Origin of the sequence: Streptomyces zinciresistens K42, from assembly GCF_000225525.1 — a bacterium.
GTDB lineage: Bacteria > Actinomycetota > Actinomycetes > Streptomycetales > Streptomycetaceae > Streptomyces > Streptomyces zinciresistens.
The window spans coordinates 1-16,775 of record NZ_AGBF01000150.1 but is presented as its reverse complement, the minus strand read 5'-3'; the positions used below and the strand labels follow the sequence as shown (position 1 = coordinate 16,775).

Below are 16,775 nucleotides of genomic sequence, written 5' to 3'. Positions count from 1 at the left end.
GCACGCGCCCTACCGCGACGGCCGGGACAGTGGCAGGCTGCGCGCCCATGGGGGCTTTCCGGAGGATTCGGGGCCGTTCGGCCCGGCGTGCGGTGCCTCGTGCGCGGGCGGCCGGTGTGGCGGGGCTCGCCGTCGCCGCCGTGGCCGCGCTGACCGGCTGCGACCCGGGCGGGCTCAGCACGGCGGGCGCCGCGTTCACCACCGACCAGACCGTGACCGCGGAGCTGGAGCGGCGGAAGGCCGACGTGCGGTGGCTCGACTGCACCGGCTCCTACGGCGGCGGCAGTTCCCCGACCGCGAGCGAGGACACCGTCGTCAGGGTCGACTGCGGGGGCCGGACCGGCGACGGCGAGGACATCAGGGTCACCGCCCGGGTCACCCGGGCCGTCAGCGGCGCCTGCGTGCGCGGGCTCGTGATCGCCGAGATCGGCGGCAGGGAGCGGCTGCGGGTCAACGGGCTCGGCGACTGCGACGCCACGCCCTCACCCGCCGCACCGCCCGGCGCCGGGCGGCCGCCCGCCCCCACCGTCACGGTGACCGTCACCAGGACCGTGTACTGCGAACAGCGTCCGAACTGCTGGCCGGAGGGCAAGTGAGCGGACCGGGAGGGGAGTTCGGGCAACTGCCCCGAAGGTCTGTCCGCGCGTGCCCCGCTTCCCTAGGGTGATCGCGTGACACAGCCCGCGACGCCCGCCCCGGCCGCACCCTCCCCGTCTTTCCCGCCTTCCCCGTCTTCGGCGCCCGCCGCGCCCGCCGCGCCCTCGTATGTGCGCCATCCCCATCCGCACGGCGGCCTCGTCGCCTTCACCGCGGAGGACGACGTCTGGGCCGCCCCCCTCGACGGCGGCCGTGCCTGGCGGATCAGCGCCGACAACGTCCCCGTCGGCCCGCCCCGCGTCTCCCCGGACGGCACGGCCGTCGCCTGGACCTCCACCCGCGACGGCGCCCCCGAGGTGCATGTCGCGCCGGTCGACGGCGGCCCCTCCAGGCGCCTGACCCACTGGGGCAGCGGGCAGACCCGGGTGTGCGGCTGGACCCCCGACGGCCGCGTCCTCGCGATCAGCACCCACGGCCAGGGAGGCCGCCGCCGCACCTGGGCGCACACCGTGCCGCTGGACGGCGGACCCGCCGAGGTCCTGCCGTACGGCCCCGTCGGCGCCGTCGCGCACGGGCCGCACCTGCTGCTGGCCTCCGCGCCCATGGGACTGGAGGCGGCCCGCTGGAAGCGCTACCGGGGCGGCACCGCGGGCAAGCTGTGGATCGACCGGGACGGCGACGGCGTGAGCACCGGGGACTTCGTACGGCTGCACGCGGAGCTGGACGGGAACCTGGAGGACCCCATGTGGGTGGGGGAGCGGGTCGCGTTCCTCTCCGACCACGAGGGCGTGGGCGCCGTGTACTCCTCGCGCGCCGACGGCTCCGAACTGCGCCGGCACACCCCGCTCGACGGCTTCTACGCCCGGCACGCCGCGAGCGACGGCACCCGGGTGGTGTACGCGTGCGCCGGTGACCTGTGGCTGCTGGACGACCTCGACTCGGCCGAGCCGCGCCCGGTCGCCGTCCGGCTCGGCGGCCAGCGCACCGACCGGCAGCCGTACCAGCTGAACGCCGCGCGCTGGGCCGACTCGGCGGCCCCCGACCACACCGCGCGCGGCAGCGCGGTCTCCGTGCGCGGCGCGGTGCACTGGGTCACCCACCGCTCCGGCCCGGCCCGCGCGCTCGCCGCCGAGCCCGGGGTGCGGGCCCGGCTGCCGCGCACCTTCCGCGCCGACGGCGAGGAGTGGGTGGTGTGGGTGACGGACGCGGAGGGCGACGACGCGCTGGAGTTCGCCCCGGCCACCGGGCTCGCGCCCGGAGCCACCCCGCGCCGGCTCGCCGCGGGAGCGCTCGGCCGGGTCCTGGAGCTGGCCATGGCCCCCGACGGCAGCCGCGCCGCCGTCGCCGCGCACGACGGGCGCCTCCTGCTGGTCGAGCGGGCGAGCGGCGAGGTGCGCGAGGTCGACCGCAGCCCCGACGGGGAGGTCGGCGGGCTGGTCTTCTCGCCCGACTCCGCCTGGCTCGCCTGGTCCCACCCCGGCCCGCGCCCGCTGGCCCAGCTCAAGCTCGCCAACACCACCGACCTCGCCGTCGCCGAGGCGACCCCGCTGCGCTTCCAGGACCACGCGCCCGCGTTCACGCACGACGGCAAGCACCTGGTGTTCCTGTCGTCGCGCGCGTTCGACCCGGTCTACGACGAGCATGTCTTCGACCTCGCGTTCGTGGTCGCCTCCCGCCCCCATCTGATCCCCCTCGCCGCGACCACCCCGTCCCCCTTCGGCCCGCAGCGGCACGGCCGCCCCTTCGACGCCCCCGACAAGGACGAGACACCCGACAGCGAGGGCACCCCCGCCACCCGGATCGACCTCGAAGGACTCGCCGACCGCATCGTGCCCTTCCCCGTCGAGGCCGCCCGCTACAGCGATCTGCGGACCGCGAAGGACGGCGTGCTCTGGCTGCGCCACCCCGTGCGCGGCGCCCTGGGCTCCGCGCGCGCCACCCCCGACGACCCCGAGCCCAGGGCCGAGCTGGAGCGCTACGACCTCCTCCAGCGCCGGGTGGAGCATCTCGCCGGCGACGCCGACCACTTCGAGGTGAGCGGCGACGGCAAGCGGGTGCTGCTGTGGAGCGACGACCGCCTGCGGGTCGTCCCCAGCGACCGGCGGGCCCCGGGCGACGAGGACGGCGACGCGAGCCCGGCCGTCGACCTGAGCCGGATCAGGCAGCGGGTCGACCCGGCCGCGGAGTGGCGGCAGATGTTCGAGGAGACCGGCCGCGTCATGCGCGACCACTTCTGGCGCCCGGACATGGGCGGCGTCGACTGGACGGGCGTACTGGACCGCTACCGGCCGCTGCTGGACCGGGTGGCCACCCATGACGACCTGGTCGACCTGCTGTGGGAGGTGCAGGGCGAACTCGGCACCTCGCACGCCTACGTCTCCCCGCGCGGCGGGCACGCCGGCGCCTCGCGGCAGGGCCTGCTGGGCGCCGACATCTCCCGCCACGAGGACGGCAGTTGGCGCATCGACCGGATTCTCCCCTCGGAGACCTCCGACCCGGACGCGCGCTCACCGCTGGCCGCGCCCGGGGTCGCCGTGCGCGCCGGGGACGCCGTCACGGCGGTGGCCGGGGTACCGGTGGACCCGGTCACCGGCCCCGGTCCGCTGCTGGTGGGCACCGCGGGCAAGGCCGTGGAGCTGACGGTCTCGCCGGCTGGCGGCGGGGACGTCCGGCACGCCGTCGTGGTGCCCGTCGCCGACGAGCAGCCGCTGCGCTACCACGCGTGGGTCGCCGACCGGCGGGCGTACGTGCACGAGCGTTCCGGCGGGCGGCTCGGCTATCTGCACGTCCCCGACATGCAGGCCCCGGGCTGGGCGCAGATCCACCGGGACCTGCGGGTCGAGGTGGCCCGCGAGGGACTGGTCGTGGACGTCCGCGAGAACGGCGGCGGGCACACCTCGCAACTCGTCGTGGAGAAGCTGGCCCGGCGCATCGTCGGCTGGGAACTCCCGCGCGGGATGCGGCCGTCCAGCTATCCGCAGGACGCCCCGCGCGGGCCGGTGGTGGCGGTGGCGAACGAGTTCTCCGGCTCCGACGGGGACATCGTCAACGCCGCGATCCGGGCGCTCGGCCTCGGCCCGGTCGTCGGCACGCGGACCTGGGGCGGGGTGATCGGCATCGACAGCCGCTACCGGCTGGTCGACGGCACCCTCGTCACCCAGCCCAAGTACGCGATCTGGCTGGAGGGTTACGGCTGGGACGTGGAGAACCACGGGGTCGACCCGGACGTCGAGGTCCCGCAGCGGCCGCAGGACTGGGCGGCCGGCCGCGACGCCCAGCTCGACGAGGCGGTCCGGCTGGCGCTGGCCGCCCTGGAGGAGCGCCCGGCCAGGACACCGCCCGGTCCGCCCGGCTGACGGGGCGGCGGAACCGGCCGGTGCGCGCCCGGCCGCGGCGCCCGCGCGGCCGGCGATACGATGACCTTCGTCAAGCGCCGCCCGAATCCCGGAGGGACCATGGCAGGGGAGCCACAGGACGACTGTCTGTTCTGCAAGATCGTCGCGGGGCAGGTCCCGGCCACGGTCGTGCGGGAGTCGGAGACGACCCTCGCCTTCCGGGACATCAACCCCCAGGCGCCCACTCACATCCTGGTCATCCCCAAGGCGCACTACCGGGACGCCGCCGCGCTGGCCGCCGCCGAGCCCGCGCTCGCCGCCGACGTCGTGCGCGAGGCCGGTGCCGTGGCCGAGGAGGAGAAGCTGGAGAGCTACCGCACGGTGTTCAACACCGGTGCGGGCGCGGGCCAGACCGTCTTCCACGCCCACGCGCACGTCCTGGGCGGCCGCGGCCTGCAGTGGCCCCCCGGATAGCGGGACGCCCCCGTGTCCGTCCGTGAACTCGTCGTCCTCGGCACCGCCAGCCAGGTCCCGACCCGGCACCGCAACCACAACGGGTACGTGCTGCGCTGGGACGGCGAGGGCATCCTCTTCGACCCCGGCGAGGGCACCCAGCGCCAGATGCTGCGGGCGGGCGTCGCCGCGCACGACCTGAACCGCATCTGCGTCACGCACTTCCACGGCGACCACTCGCTCGGGCTCGCCGGCGTCATCCAGCGGATCAACCTCGACCGGGTGCCGCACCCGGTCACCGCCCACTACCCGCGCTCCGGACAGGTCTTCTTCGACCGGCTGCGGTACGCCACGGCGTACCGCGAGACCGTCGACCTCGCCGAGGCCCCGGTCGAAACCGACGGCGTCGTCGCCGACACCGGCGCGTACACCCTGCACACCGCCCGGCTCTCGCACCCCGTCGAGTCCTACGGCTACCGCCTCGTCGAACCCGACGGGCGCCGCATGCTGCCCGAACGCCTCGCCGCGCACGGCATCACCGGCCCGGACGTCGGCCGCCTCCAGCGCGACGGCGTGCTCGGCGGCGTCCGGCTCGACGACGTCAGCGAGACGCGGCGCGGACAGCGGTTCGCCTTCGTGATGGACACCCGCCTGTGCGACGGCGTGCACGCCCTCGCCGACGGCTGCGACCTGCTCGTCATCGAGTCCACCTTCCTGGACGAGGACACCGCGCTCGCCGAGGAGCACGGCCACCTGACCGCGGGCCAGGCCGCCCGGGTCGCCGCCGACTGCGGCGTACGGCACCTCGTGCTCACCCACTTCAGCCAGCGCTACGCCGACGCCGGGGACGGGTTCGAGCGCCAGGCACGCTCCGCCGGCTTCGACGGGGAGCTCACCGTGGCCCATGATCTTCTGCGGGTACCGCTGCCGAAACGTCGGTGAGAGCGCCGTACGATGCTCTGATGTCCCTCCCGAAAGCAGAACTGCACCTCCACATCGAAGGCACACTCGAACCTGAGCTGGCCTTCGAACTGGCCGCCCGCAACGGTGTGACGCTCCCCTACGCCGACACCGACGCACTGCGCGCCGCCTACCGGTTCGAGGACCTCCAGTCCTTTCTGAACCTGTACTACGAGCTCATGGCCGTGCTGCGCACCGAGCAGGACTTCGCCGACCTCGCGCACGCCTATCTGGCCCGCGCGGCGGCCCAGGGAGTGCGGCACGCGGAGATCTTCTTCGACCCGCAGGCCCACACCGCGCGCGGCGTCGGGCTGGGCACGGTCGTCGGGGGACTGTGGCGGGCGCTGGAGCGCAGCCGGGCCGAGCACGGCGTCTCCACCCGGCTGATCATGTGCTTCCTGCGCGACGAGTCCGCCGAGTCGGCCATGGCGACGCTGCGGGCCGCCGAGCCGTATCTCGACCGGATCACCGGCGTCGGCCTGGACTCGGCCGAGGTCGGCCATCCGCCGGCGAAGTTCCGGGAGGTCTTCGACGCCGCCGCCGCGCTCGGGCTGCGCCGGGTCGCGCACGCCGGTGAGGAGGGGCCGCCCGCCTACATCACCGAGGCCCTGGACGTGCTCGGTGTCGAGCGCGTCGACCACGGGCTGCGCTGCACGGAGGACCCGGACCTGGTGGCGCGGCTGGTGCGGGAGCGGGTCCCGCTGACGCTGTGCCCGCTGTCCAACGTACGGCTGCGGACCGTCGACACCCTGGCCGCGCACCCGCTGCCCGCCATGCTCGACGCCGGGCTGATGTGCACGCTCAACTCCGACGACCCGGCCTACTTCGGCGGATACGCCGGCGACACCTTCGACGCCGTGCGCCGGACCCTGGGACTCGGCGACGAGCGGCTGCGGGAGCTGGCCCGCAACTCCTTCCTCGCCTCCTTCCTGGAGGACGACGAGGAGCTGCGGGCACGCTACCTGGCCGAGGTCGAGAGCTACGAGTTCCGCTAGCGGGGTCGTCGCTCAGGCGGTCGGGGTCAGCCGGGCGGGCGCGGCCGGGGCGGCCCCGGCGCTGTCCAGCGGGATCTCGACGACCTCGACCGCCTCGGCCGCGACGGCGGTCTCCGCGGCCGTCCGGGAGCGGCTGCCCAGCGCGACCGCCGTCATCGGCACCGCGACGACGAGCAGCCCCGCGGCGAGGACGGCGCCCATGACCGGGAAGCCCGCCGCCGCCGACAGCACGCTTCCGGTGAGCGGGCCCGCCGCCGTGCCCAGCGACGACGCCGAGCCGACGAGCACCGCCCACCGGCCGCGCGGGTCGAGGGAGGCGGCCAGGCCGATGACGTACGACAGGACGACCGGGTAGAGCGTGTTCCAGGCGATCTCGCCGCCGGCGAAGCCCGTCAGGTCGGTGGCGGACGCGCTGAGCGCGATGCAGCCCGCGATGAGGACCGTGCCCGCGCCGATCGGCACCGCCAGGCCGAGCCGCGGGCCGAGCGCGCCCGCCACCGTCACGCCGAGCAGGCCGGCGCCGAGCGCCACGGCGAACACGACGCCGACGGTGGTCTCGCTGAGCTGCGCCTGCGTCAGCCCGATCCGGCCGCTGACGCCCCACAGGGAGTTCTGGGCGAGGGACCAGCCCAGCATGCAGGCGGCCAGGACGAGACCGGCGCGGCGGTGGGGGAGCGGGCCGGACGGGCGGCGGGCCTCGACGGCGGGGCCGTCCGCGGGCAGCCGCCCGGTCACGGGCCAGACGGCGAGGGCGGTCAGCGCGATCGCGGCCAGCGGAAGCCCGTGGCCGGGTCCGAGCCGCGGGACCGTCAGATAGACGGCGCCCGCCAGCGCGGAGACGCTGAGCAGGCCGACCGTGGTGACCCGGTGCGGGTCGCGCTCGGCGGCGATCCGGGTGGCGGCGACCGCCGTGGCCGTACCGGAGCCGAAGCCGCCCGCCAGGACGCCGAGGACGACGGCCGGCACGGTCTGCGCGAGGGCCGCGCCGCCGTAGCCGAGCACCGCCAGCGCGAGACCGGCGCGGGCCAGCCTGCGGGCGCCGAGGCGCTCGACGCGGGAGGCCAGCGAGAAGCCCGCCGAGGCCGAACTCAGCAGCAGCGCGCTGCCGACGGCGCCGGCCTGGGTGGGGGAGAGCGGAAGTCCGGAGTCGAGCCTGCCGACGACCGTCGGCAGCAGATACGGAGCGAGGTACCCGGCCGTGAAAAGGGCGACGAGGGGCCAGGGGGTGGTGCGAGGGGCGAACACGGGCGTTCCCAGGGCATGCGAAAGGAGCGGCACAAGAAGGCACAGGAAGGGGGAGGGGCGCAGGCCGTCGACGGACAGGAACGCGCGGGCAATTTGTATCAAGCGGGGGGAGGCCCGAAAAAGCGCGGGGGGTGTGATCTGGGACACATTCTGTTTGGGGTGGGGTGGTCCGGGTAGCGGAGTGCGCCCCGGAGGGGTGCCGAAAGGGCTTTCAGCGGTGCGCCGCCGTGCCCTCGATCCCCCTCCTCAGCTGCGCCAATGCACCGATCCGGCGCTGCCGGGAGCCCTCGCCTCGATCTTCGCGCGGATCTCCCGCATCACCGCGACGATCCGCTCCTCGTGCCGTGCCGACAGCCGGGCCACCGGCGCCGAGCAGCTGATGGCGTCCTGGGCGGGGGTCTCGTAGCGCAGCGCGAAGCCGAAGCCGGCGATGCCGGTCACGCTCTCCTCGCGGTCGACCGACCAGCCGCGCTCCCGGACGCCGGCCAGGTCGGCGGCGAGCGACGCGCGGGTGGTGTGCGAGCGGGGTGTCAGCGCGCGGTACGGGCCCTCGGGCAGGGCGCCGTCGGGGCGTTCGGCGAGCAGCGCCTTGCCCAGGGCGCCGGCGTGGGCCGGCAGCCGGCGCCCGACCCGGCTGATGGTCCGCAGGTGGGCGTGCGACTCGCGGGTGGCGAGGTAGGCGACGTCCGCGCCGTCCAGCCGCGCCATGTGCACCGTCTCGCCGAGGGCCTGGGACGCCTCGTCGAGATACGGCCGTACGAGCCGCACCCGCGGGTCCGCGTCCAGGTAGCCGGTACCGGTCAGCAGGGCGTGGATGCCGATGCCGTAGAGCGAGCCGGTGACGTCGGTGCGCACCCAGCCCCGCGCGATCAGGGTCTGGAGCAGCGCGTACATGGAACTGCGCGGCACGCCGAGCTCGTCGGCGAGTTCCCGGAGCCGCGCCGGGCGGTCGCCGCGCACGGAGAGGAGTTCCAGCAGTTCGACGGTGCGTGCCGCGGACTTCACCTCGCGGACCCCGCCGCCTGTCTCCGACATGGGGCGATGGTAATCCGGCGGACCGCGCCGTTGACGGTCCTGGTTCGTGTATCTAATCTCCATTCTCATACATGACCGATGTCTCGATAGGGGGACGTTCGCGGTGAGCCTGCACACGGACACGGCCCGGCGGCTGCGGGACGGCATGGCGCGGGGCGTGCTGTCTTTCCCGCTGACGAGCTTCGACGACGGCGGCTCGCTGGACCCGGAGGGCTGCCGCGCCCATCTCGCCGCCCAGCTCGCCGCCGGCCCCGGCGCCCTGTTCCCCGCCTGCGGCACCGGCGAGTTCTTCTCGCTGGACGAGGACGAGTACCGGGTCGTCGTCCGCCTCGCCGTCGAGGAGGCCGCGGGCCGCGTGCCGGTCGTCGCCGGCGTCGGCTACGGCTGGGCCCAGGCCGCCCGCTTCGCGCGGATCGCCGGGGAGGCGGGCGCCGACGCCCTCCTCGTCCTGCCGCACTACCTCGTCACCGCCCCGCAGGACGGCCTGGTCGCCCAGCTGGCACAGCTCGCCGCCCGCACCCCGCTCCCGCTCATCGCCTACCAGCGCGGCCAGGTGGCCTTCACCGCCGACTCGGTCCGCCGCATCGCAGCCCTCCCGGGGGTCGTCGGACTCAAGGACGGCCACAGTGACCTCGACCGGCTCCAGCGGCTCACCCTCGCCGCCCCCGGGGACTTCCTGTTCTTCAACGGCGCCGCCACCGCCGAGATCCAGGCGCGCGCCTACGCCGCCGTCGGCGTCCCCGCCTACTCCTCCGCCGTGCACGCCTTCGCCCCCGAGATCGCGACCGCCTTCTTCGCCGCGCTGCGCGACGGGGACACCGACACCACCAGGACCCTGCTGCGCGACTTCTACGTCCCGCTCGTCGAGATCCGCGACCGCGTGCCGGGGTACGCCGTCTCCCTGGTGAAGGCCGCCGCCCGGCTGCGCGGCCACCGCGTCGGCCCCGTCCGCGCCCCGCTCACCGACCCCGCCCCCGGCGACCTGGCCGACCTCGCCGCCCTCCTGACCCGCGGCCTCGACCTGGTGGGCGCCGGGGGGTGAGGAACGGCCGGAAGCGCGGCGCCGGGCGCCGGAGCCGGGTGCCGGGCGCCCGTCCTGCTCGGCGGGCCCGGACCGGCCGCGGGCCGCCGACCGCGCTGGTGGAGGCGGAGCACGGGGCGCGGCGGCGATCACCGCGGTGTTGCCGGCGGCGTGGTGCACACTGGCCAGATCCGCACCACGTCAGGGAGCGCACCGTGACCAGGCCCACCGTGCCCACCGGAGAGGAACCCCCGCCCCCGGGGCCGCCGACCATGGCACCGGGGGCGTACCGCCGGGCCCACGTCGACCCGCTCGCCGCCCGGCGCACGCCCGCCGACCCGCCCTGGGACGTGTACCTCACGGGCACGGTCTTCCTCGACATCGTCTTCACCGGCCTGGACTCCGCCCCCGTGCGCGGCACCGAGTCCTGGGCGCGCGGCATGGGGTCCAGCCCCGGCGGCGTCGCCAACATGGCCACCGCCCTGGCCCGCCTGGGCCTGCGCACCTCCCTCGCCGCCGCCTTCGGCGACGACCACTACGGCGACTACTGCCGGGACGCCCTGGAGCAGGGCGAGGGCATCGACCTGTCGGCCTCCCGCACGGTGCCCGGCTGGCACTCGCCCGTGACGGTCTCCATGGCCTACGAGGGGGAGCGCACGATGGTCTCCCACGGCCACGAGCCGCCCCCGGAGGAACCGGCGCCGGACTGCCCGCCCCGCGCGCGGGCCGCCGTGGCCGCCCTGGAGCCGGGCACCCGGGCCCCCTGGATCGCCCAGGCCGCGCGCGAGGGCACCCGTGTCTTCGCCGACGTCGGCTGGGACGACACCGGCGCCTGGGACCTGGCGGGCCTGGCCGACCTGGAGCACTGCGAGGCGTTCCTGCCCAACGCCCAGGAGGCCATGCGCTACACGGGCACCCGCTGCCCCCGCGAGGCCGCCCACGCCCTCACCGCGCACGTGCCGGTCGCCGTGGTCACCCTCGGCGCGGAGGGTGCCTACGCGGTCGACGCGAGGACCGGCGAGACGGCCGTCGTCCCCGCCATCGCCGTGGAGGCACTGGACCCGACCGGCGCGGGCGACGTCTTCGTGGCCGGGTTCGTCACCGCCAGCCTGGCCGGCTGGCCGCTGGCCGACCGGCTCGCCTTCGCGGGCCTGACCGCCGCCCTGTCGGTCCAGGAGTTCGGCGGCTCCCTGTCGGCGCCCGGCTGGGCCGAGATCGGCGCCTGGTGGCGCCGGGTGCGCTCCCTGGACCGCCAGGACCCCGAGGCCCTGCGCCGGTACGCCTTCCTCGCGGACCTGGTCCCGCGCGAGCAGACCCGGCCCTGGCCGCTGCGCCGGGCGGTGCCCACGATCGGCTTCCGGCGCTCGGCCTGAGCACCCGGCGGCACCCTCAGGCGGGCGGGGCCGGAGTCAGCACCACGAAGTCCGCGCCCGCCGGATCGAGGCAGACCGCCAGCCTGCCCACGCCCTCGGCGTCGTCCGGGCCCATCTGCACGCGGCCGCCGTTCCCGGTGACCGCGGCGACCGCGGCGTCGCAGTCGGCGACGTGGAACACCGGGTGCCAGTAGGGCCGCCCGCCCGTCAGCGCGAGGTTCGCCGCGGGCATCTGCATGATGCCGCCCTGCATCCGCTCCTCAGGCAGCCCGGCGGGCGTCATCAGGACGTAGGTGCCCCCGCCGCCCGGCAGCTCCATGTCGGTGTACCGCCAGTCGAACAGGCCGCCGTAGAACTCCTTCGCCGCCGCGGCGTCCGTCGTCAGGAGTTCCGTCCACGACAGGGAGCCGACCTCGTCCGCCCGCTCGAAACCCGGTGTGCTGCCCGGCTGCCAGACCGCGAACTGAGCGCCCAGCGGATCGGTGAACTGCGCCATCCTGCCCCAGTCCGCGAGGTCCGTCGGCGCCACGCGCACGGTGCCGCCCGCGCTCTCGACCGAGCGGGCCGCGGCGTCCGCGTCGGGGACGGCGAAGTAGAGCATCCAGGCCGACCGCGCGCCCTCCTCGGTCAGGCTGCCGAGACCGGCGACCGTCCCGCCGTCCTTCTTGAACATGCCGCCCTCGAAGTCCCCGCCGGTGTCCCCGCCCCCGGGCTCGTCGCCCTCGGCGCCGCCGCCCATGGACTCGTACTCCCAGCCCAGCACGGCCCCGTAGAAGGCCGCCGCGGCGGGCACGTCGGGGGTGCCGAGATCGAGCCAGCAGGGGGAGCCGGGCGCCTGGTCGGTGGTGATCATGAGGATTCCCTTCGCCGGACGGCTACGCCCCCAGCGTGCCACCGGCCGCCCGCCACCGCCCGCCGGAAGCCCCCCGCCCGCCGGAACCCGGGCCCGGGGAGCCGGGCGCCCGCTCAGCCCGCCGTGACCCTCGCCCGGACCGTCCCGTCCGGGGCCGCCACCAGCACCGGCGTGCCCGGACCGCCGAGGTCGCGCACCGCCGCGCGGTCCTCGTCCGAGGCGCCCTCGGCCTCCGTGACGACCGCCGCCGCCTCCAGCGACGTCGCGCCCGAGGCCACCGCCATCGCCACCGCCGTACGCAGCGCGCTCAGCTTCAGGGAGTCCAGGTCCACGCTCGCGGCGGCATACGTACGGCCGGTCTCGTCCCGTACGGCCGCACCCTCGGGCACGCCGTTGCGGGCCCGCGCGGAACGGGCCAGGGTGACGATCTTGCGGTCCTCGGGGTCGAGCGCGCTGTTGTCGGTCATGGGCCGAGCATACGGAGCCGCGGTCAGGCGCTCGGCGACGGCCTCACGGACGGTCCAGGCGCAGCCGCTCGGCCCGCGGCAGCCCGGCCACCACCAGGTCGTAGGAGTCCTCGACCAGCTCGCGCACCAGCCGGTCCGGCAGGCCGCCGGCCACGGTCACCGTGTTCCAGTGCCGCTTGTTCATGTGGTAACCGGGGACGATCAGGCCCGGGTGCTCCTCGCGCAGCCGCACGGCGTCCTCCGGATCGCACTTGAGGTTGACCGTCAGGGGCCGCGCGTCCAGGTTCGTCAGGGCGAACAGCTTGCCCAGCACCTTGAAGGCGGAGGTCTCCGGGTTGAACGGGAAGTCCTCCGCGACGGCGTTGAAGGACAGGCACAGCGCCCGCAGTTCCTTCGGCGTCACTGCGGCTTCGCCTCCTTCCCGGGGGGTCCGGCGGGGTCCACCGGCTCCACGAGCACCGTCACGATCTTGTTCCTGCGGCCCGCCGCGGCCTCCGCCGTCAGCCGCAGCTCCCGGCCGTCCGGCAGCCCGACCACCGAGGACGCCCCGGCGATCGGGACCCGGCCCAGCGCCTTGGCCAGCAGTCCGCCGACCGTCTCCACGTCCTCGTCGTCGTACTCGTCGAGGCCGTACAGCTCGCCCAGGTCGGTGATGTCCAGCCGGGCGGTGACGCGGTAGCGGTCCTGGCCCAGCTCCTCCACCGGGGGCAGCTCGCGGTCGTACTCGTCGGTGATCTCGCCGACGATCTCCTCCAGGATGTCCTCGATGGTGACGACACCGGCCGTGCCGCCGTACTCGTCGATCACCACGGCGACGTGGTTGCGCTCCTTCTGCATCTCGCGCAGCAGGTCACCGGCGTTCTTGGTGTCGGGCACGAAGACCGCGGGCCGCATCGCCGTCGACACCAGCTCGCTCTCGGCGTCCCGCGAGATGTGCGTCTTGCGGGCCAGGTCCTTGAGGTAGACGATCCCCACCACGTCGTCCTCGCTCTCCCCGACGACAGGGATGCGGGAGAACCCCGAGCGCAGGGCGAGCGTGAGGGCCTGCCGGATCGTCTTGTACCGCTCGATCACGATGAGGTCGGTGCGCGGCACCATCACCTCGCGCACCAGGGTGTCGCCCAGCTCGAAGACCGAGTGCACCATGCGGCGCTCCTCGTCCTCGATGAGCGACTCCTTCTCGGCGAGGTCGACCATCGCGCGCAGCTCCGCCTCGGAGGCGAACGGACCGCGCCGGAAGCCCTTGCCCGGCGTGAGCGCGTTGCCGATGAGGATCAGCAGCGACGGGACCGGCCCCATGATCCGCGCGAGCGGCAGCAGCACGTACGCCGCCGCAGTCGCCGTGTTCAGCGGATGCTGGCGGCCGATGGTGCGCGGGGAGACCCCCACGGCGACGTACGACACCAGGACCATGACGCCGATGGCGACGAGCAGGGCCTGGGTGGTCCCGGCGAACTCCTGGAGGCAGGCGTACGTGACGAGGGCCGCCGCCGCCATCTCGCACGCCACGCGCACCAGCAGCGCCACGTTCAGGTAGCGGGTCGGGTCGGCGGCGACCCGGGCGAGCTTCTCGCCGCCCCGGCGGCCGGCGCGCACGGCCTCCTCGGCGCGGAAGCTGGAGACGCGCGCGAGGCCCGCCTCCGCGCAGGCGGCGAGCCAGGCGACGACGACCAGCGCGACGGCGCCGGCGACGAGGGGGAGGCTCATGAGACGGTCGGGGCCGGGGAGGGGCCGGTCAGGCCCTTCTCCTCGCGCCAGCCGTCCACGATGGCCGCCTGGAGGCCGAACATCTCGGCCTTCTCGTCGGGCTCCTCGTGGTCGTAGCCCAGCAGGTGCAGCACACCGTGGACGGTGAGCAGATGCAGCTCCTCGTCCATGCTGTGCTGCGTGGGCGCCTCCGCCCCCTGCTTCGCGGCGACCTCCGGGCACAGCACGATGTCACCCAGGAGCCCCTGCGGGGGCTCGTCGTCGTCCTTCGACGGCGGACGCAGCTCGTCCATCGGGAAGGACATGACATCGGTCGGTCCCGGCAGGTCCATCCACTGGATGTGGAGCTGCTCCATGGCGTCGGCGTCCACGACGATCACCGAGAGCTCGGAGAGCGGGTGGATGCGCATCCGCGCGAGGGCGTAGCGGGCGATGTCGAGGATCGCCTGCTCGTCGACCTCGGTTCCGGACTCGTTGTTGACGTCGATCGACATGGTGCTGCTCGGTCTACTTCCCCTTGTGCGCGGACCGGTTGCGGCCCTGTCCCTTGTGCGAGCCGTTCTGGGTGCCGTGCGAGCTGTCGTACTTCTCGTAGGCGTCGACGATACGGCCGACCAGCTTGTGCCGGACGACATCCTGCGACGACAGCCGCGAGAAGTGCACGTCGTCGACGCCGTCCAGGATGTCCTGCACCTGGCGCAGACCGGACTTGGTGCCGTCCGGCAGGTCGACCTGGGTGACGTCACCGGTGATGACGATCTTCGACTCGAAGCCCAGGCGGGTCAGGAACATCTTCATCTGCTCGGGGCTGGTGTTCTGGGCCTCGTCCAGGATGATGAAGGCGTCGTTCAGGGTGCGGCCGCGCATGTAGGCGAGCGGTGCGACCTCGATCGTCCCCGCGGCCATCAGCCGGGGGATGGAGTCCGGGTCGAGCATGTCGTGCAGCGCGTCGTACAGCGGGCGCAGGTACGGGTCGATCTTCTCGTACAGGGTGCCCGGCAGGAAGCCCAGCCGCTCGCCCGCCTCGACCGCGGGCCGGGTCAGGATGATGCGGTTGACCTGCTTGGACTGCAGGGCCTGCACCGCCTTGGCCATGGCGAGGTACGTCTTGCCGGTGCCGGCCGGGCCGATGCCGAAGACGATCGTGTGCTTGTCGATCGCGTCGACGTACCGCTTCTGGTTGAGCGTCTTGGGCCGGATCGTGCGCCCGCGCGAGGAGAGGATGTTCTGCGTGAGCACCTCGGCGGGGGTCTCCTTGCCGTCCCCCTCGCCGTTCTCACTGGCTCTGAGCATGGCGATCGAGCGTTCCACTGCGTCCTCCGTCATCGGCTGCCCGGTGCGGAGCACCAGCATCATCTCGTCGAACAGGCGCTGGATGAGGGCGACTTCCGCGGCGTCGCCGACCGCGCTGATCTCGTTGCCCCGGACATGGATGTCGGCCGCCGGGAAGGCCGTCTCGATCACGCGCAGCAGGGAGTCGCCGGACCCCAGCACGGTCACCATGGGGTGCTGGGCGGGGACGGTGAAGTGCGCCTTCGCCTGTCCCTGCGCGGGGGTGTGAGCTGTGGGTGTCTGCGTCATGGGCCGGCTCGTAGCCTTGCTCGTCCTCCTCGGTACGACGCGCCCGCCGCACGGGCGGTCTGATGAGATCCAGAGTACGCCGGGAGGCTGACACTGCCGAAGGGCTTTTCGCCGGGCCCGGTGGGGCGCCGCCTCAGAAGCCCAGCTTGCGCAGCTGCCGGGGGTCGCGCTGCCAGTCCTTGGCCACCTTCACGTGCAGGTCGAGGAAGACCGGTGTGCCGAGGAGGGCCTCGATCTGCTTGCGGGACTTGATGCCGACGTCCTTCAGCCGCTTGCCCTTGGGGCCGATGATGATGCCCTTCTGGCTGGGGCGCTCGATGTACACGAAGGCGTGGATGTCCAGCAGGGGCTTGTCGGCGGGGCGGTCCTCGCGGGGCAGCATCTCCTCCACGACGACGGCGATGGAGTGCGGCAGCTCGTCGCGCACGCCCTCCAGCGCGGCCTCGCGGATGAGCTCCGCGATCATGATCTGCTCGGGCTCGTCGGTGAGCTCGCCGTCCGGGTAGAGGGCCGGGCCCGGCGGCAGCAGCGGCACGATCAGGTCGGCGAGCAGCTCGACCTGCTTGCCGCCGACCGCGGAGACCGGCACGATCTCGGCCCACTCGAAGCCCAGCTCCTTGCCGAGCTGGTCGACCGCGATGAGCTGCTCGGCGAGCGTCTTGCCGTCGACCAGGTCCGTCTTCGTGACGATCGCGATCTTCGGCGTCTTCTTGATCGACGCCAGTTCCTTGGCGATGAACCGGTCGCCGGGACCGAGCTTCTCGTTCGCGGGCAGGCAGAAGCCGATCACGTCGACCTCGGCCCACGTCGTGCGCACGACGTCGTTGAGGCGCTCGCCCAGCAGGGTGCGCGGCTTGTGCAGCCCGGGGGTGTCGACCAGGATCAGCTGGGCGTCGGGCCGGTGCACGATCCCGCGCACGGTGTGCCGCGTGGTCTGCGGCTGGTTGGCGGTGATCGCCACCTTCTGGCCGACCAGAGCGTTCGTCAGGGTGGACTTGCCCGCGTTGGGACGGCCCACGAAGCAGGCGAAGCCGGCGCGGTGAGGGCCCTCGGACGGCTGCTCGGATGACTGGGTGCGAACGCTCATGGCGCCCATTCTCCCTGATCCCCGAAGCGGCGCCGCACACCCGGCCGGGACCGGCACCGCCCGCGG

Annotated in this window: 16 protein-coding genes; 7 read left to right on the top strand and 9 right to left on the bottom strand. The window is 74.4% G+C overall.

The window, feature by feature from the left end:
• Positions 1-116 precede the first annotated feature (116 nt).
• The 5 genes from SZN_RS27875 (at position 117) to SZN_RS27855 (ending at position 6,340) form a co-directional block, all read left to right on the top strand.
• Entirely contained in the window at positions 117-596 is a 480-nt protein-coding gene (locus SZN_RS27875; RefSeq protein ID WP_007501461.1) for a hypothetical protein, read from the top strand.
• 171 nt (positions 597-767) lie between these two features.
• Positions 768-3,953 (top strand): S41 family peptidase, encoded by a 3,186-nt coding sequence (locus tag SZN_RS27870; RefSeq protein ID WP_007501459.1) that lies wholly within the window; start codon positions 768-770, stop codon positions 3,951-3,953.
• Between the two features lie 99 nt (positions 3,954-4,052).
• A complete protein-coding gene (locus SZN_RS27865) occupies positions 4,053-4,406 on the top strand; it encodes a histidine triad nucleotide-binding protein (RefSeq protein ID WP_007501457.1) in 354 nt (117 codons plus the stop codon).
• Positions 4,407-4,418: 12 nt separating this feature from the next.
• The gene (locus tag SZN_RS27860) at positions 4,419-5,327 is read left to right on the top strand and encodes a ribonuclease Z (RefSeq protein WP_007501455.1); all 909 of its coding nucleotides are present in this window, start codon (positions 4,419-4,421) and stop codon (positions 5,325-5,327) included.
• A 20-nt stretch (positions 5,328-5,347) separates the two neighbouring features.
• Positions 5,348-6,340, top strand: coding sequence for an adenosine deaminase (locus tag SZN_RS27855; RefSeq protein WP_007501453.1), 993 nt, complete (start codon positions 5,348-5,350; stop codon positions 6,338-6,340).
• Positions 6,341-6,352: 12 nt separating this feature from the next.
• Here SZN_RS27855 and SZN_RS27850 read toward each other — a convergent pair whose 3' ends face one another.
• Complete coding sequence (locus SZN_RS27850; protein WP_007501451.1) at positions 6,353-7,585, bottom strand: MFS transporter; 1,233 nt, start codon at positions 7,583-7,585, stop codon at positions 6,353-6,355.
• Between the two features lie 246 nt (positions 7,586-7,831).
• A complete protein-coding gene (locus tag SZN_RS27845) occupies positions 7,832-8,620 on the bottom strand; it encodes an IclR family transcriptional regulator (RefSeq protein WP_007501450.1) in 789 nt (262 codons plus the stop codon).
• A 103-nt stretch (positions 8,621-8,723) separates the two neighbouring features.
• Between SZN_RS27845 and SZN_RS27840 the strand changes: the two genes are divergently transcribed.
• Together SZN_RS27840 and SZN_RS27835 are read left to right on the top strand one after the other, a co-directional pair.
• Positions 8,724-9,662, top strand: coding sequence for a 5-dehydro-4-deoxyglucarate dehydratase (locus SZN_RS27840; protein WP_007501448.1), 939 nt, complete (start codon positions 8,724-8,726; stop codon positions 9,660-9,662).
• 251 nt (positions 9,663-9,913) lie between these two features.
• Positions 9,914-11,014, top strand: a complete 1,101-nt coding sequence (locus SZN_RS27835) for a carbohydrate kinase family protein (RefSeq protein WP_007501446.1) — start codon at positions 9,914-9,916, stop codon at positions 11,012-11,014.
• A 16-nt stretch (positions 11,015-11,030) separates the two neighbouring features.
• Here the strand turns inward: SZN_RS27835 and SZN_RS27830 are convergent, their stop codons facing one another.
• From SZN_RS27830 to era, 7 genes are all read right to left on the bottom strand, one after another.
• On the bottom strand, positions 11,031-11,867 hold the full coding sequence (locus SZN_RS27830) for a VOC family protein (RefSeq protein ID WP_007501444.1): 837 nt from the start codon (positions 11,865-11,867) through the stop codon (positions 11,031-11,033).
• Positions 11,868-11,980: 113 nt separating this feature from the next.
• The gene (locus SZN_RS27825; protein WP_007501442.1) at positions 11,981-12,334 is read right to left on the bottom strand and encodes a cytidine/deoxycytidylate deaminase family protein; all 354 of its coding nucleotides are present in this window, start codon (positions 12,332-12,334) and stop codon (positions 11,981-11,983) included.
• A gap of 43 nt (positions 12,335-12,377) precedes the next feature.
• Positions 12,378-12,737, bottom strand: a complete 360-nt coding sequence (locus tag SZN_RS27820) for an MmcQ/YjbR family DNA-binding protein (RefSeq protein WP_007501440.1) — start codon at positions 12,735-12,737, stop codon at positions 12,378-12,380.
• Positions 12,734-14,041 (bottom strand): hemolysin family protein, encoded by a 1,308-nt coding sequence (locus SZN_RS27815; protein WP_007501438.1) that lies wholly within the window; start codon positions 14,039-14,041, stop codon positions 12,734-12,736. The genes SZN_RS27820 and SZN_RS27815 overlap by 4 nt, the downstream gene beginning before the upstream one ends.
• Entirely contained in the window at positions 14,038-14,535 is a 498-nt protein-coding gene (gene ybeY / locus SZN_RS27810) for an rRNA maturation RNase YbeY (RefSeq protein ID WP_007501436.1), read from the bottom strand. Before ybeY ends, SZN_RS27815 begins: the two co-directional genes overlap by 4 nt.
• A gap of 13 nt (positions 14,536-14,548) precedes the next feature.
• A complete protein-coding gene (locus SZN_RS27805) occupies positions 14,549-15,622 on the bottom strand; it encodes a PhoH family protein (protein ID WP_007501434.1) in 1,074 nt (357 codons plus the stop codon).
• Positions 15,623-15,755: 133 nt separating this feature from the next.
• Positions 15,756-16,718, bottom strand: a complete 963-nt coding sequence (gene era, locus SZN_RS27800) for a GTPase Era (protein WP_208865859.1) — start codon at positions 16,716-16,718, stop codon at positions 15,756-15,758.
• Positions 16,719-16,775 lie beyond the last annotated feature (57 nt).

What these genes read in the sequence shown, in the direction of transcription:
- SZN_RS27865 (WP_007501457.1), top strand. Translation starts at nt 4,053, where the DNA reads ATGGCAGGGGAGCCACAGGACGACTGTCTGTTCTGCAAGATCGTCGCG.
- SZN_RS27855 (WP_007501453.1), top strand. Translation starts at nt 5,348, where the DNA reads ATGTCCCTCCCGAAAGCAGAACTGCACCTCCACATCGAAGGCACACTC.
- SZN_RS27845 (WP_007501450.1), bottom strand. Translation starts at nt 8,620, where the DNA reads ATGTCGGAGACAGGCGGCGGGGTCCGCGAGGTGAAGTCCGCGGCACGC.
- SZN_RS27835 (WP_007501446.1), top strand. Translation starts at nt 9,914, where the DNA reads ATGGCACCGGGGGCGTACCGCCGGGCCCACGTCGACCCGCTCGCCGCC.
- SZN_RS27830 (WP_007501444.1), bottom strand. Translation starts at nt 11,867, where the DNA reads ATGATCACCACCGACCAGGCGCCCGGCTCCCCCTGCTGGCTCGATCTC.
- SZN_RS27825 (WP_007501442.1), bottom strand. Translation starts at nt 12,334, where the DNA reads ATGACCGACAACAGCGCGCTCGACCCCGAGGACCGCAAGATCGTCACC.
- SZN_RS27815 (WP_007501438.1), bottom strand. Translation starts at nt 14,041, where the DNA reads ATGAGCCTCCCCCTCGTCGCCGGCGCCGTCGCGCTGGTCGTCGTCGCC.
- ybeY (WP_007501436.1), bottom strand. Translation starts at nt 14,535, where the DNA reads ATGTCGATCGACGTCAACAACGAGTCCGGAACCGAGGTCGACGAGCAG.
- SZN_RS27805 (WP_007501434.1), bottom strand. Translation starts at nt 15,622, where the DNA reads ATGACGCAGACACCCACAGCTCACACCCCCGCGCAGGGACAGGCGAAG.
- era (WP_208865859.1), bottom strand. Translation starts at nt 16,718, where the DNA reads ATGGGCGCCATGAGCGTTCGCACCCAGTCATCCGAGCAGCCGTCCGAG.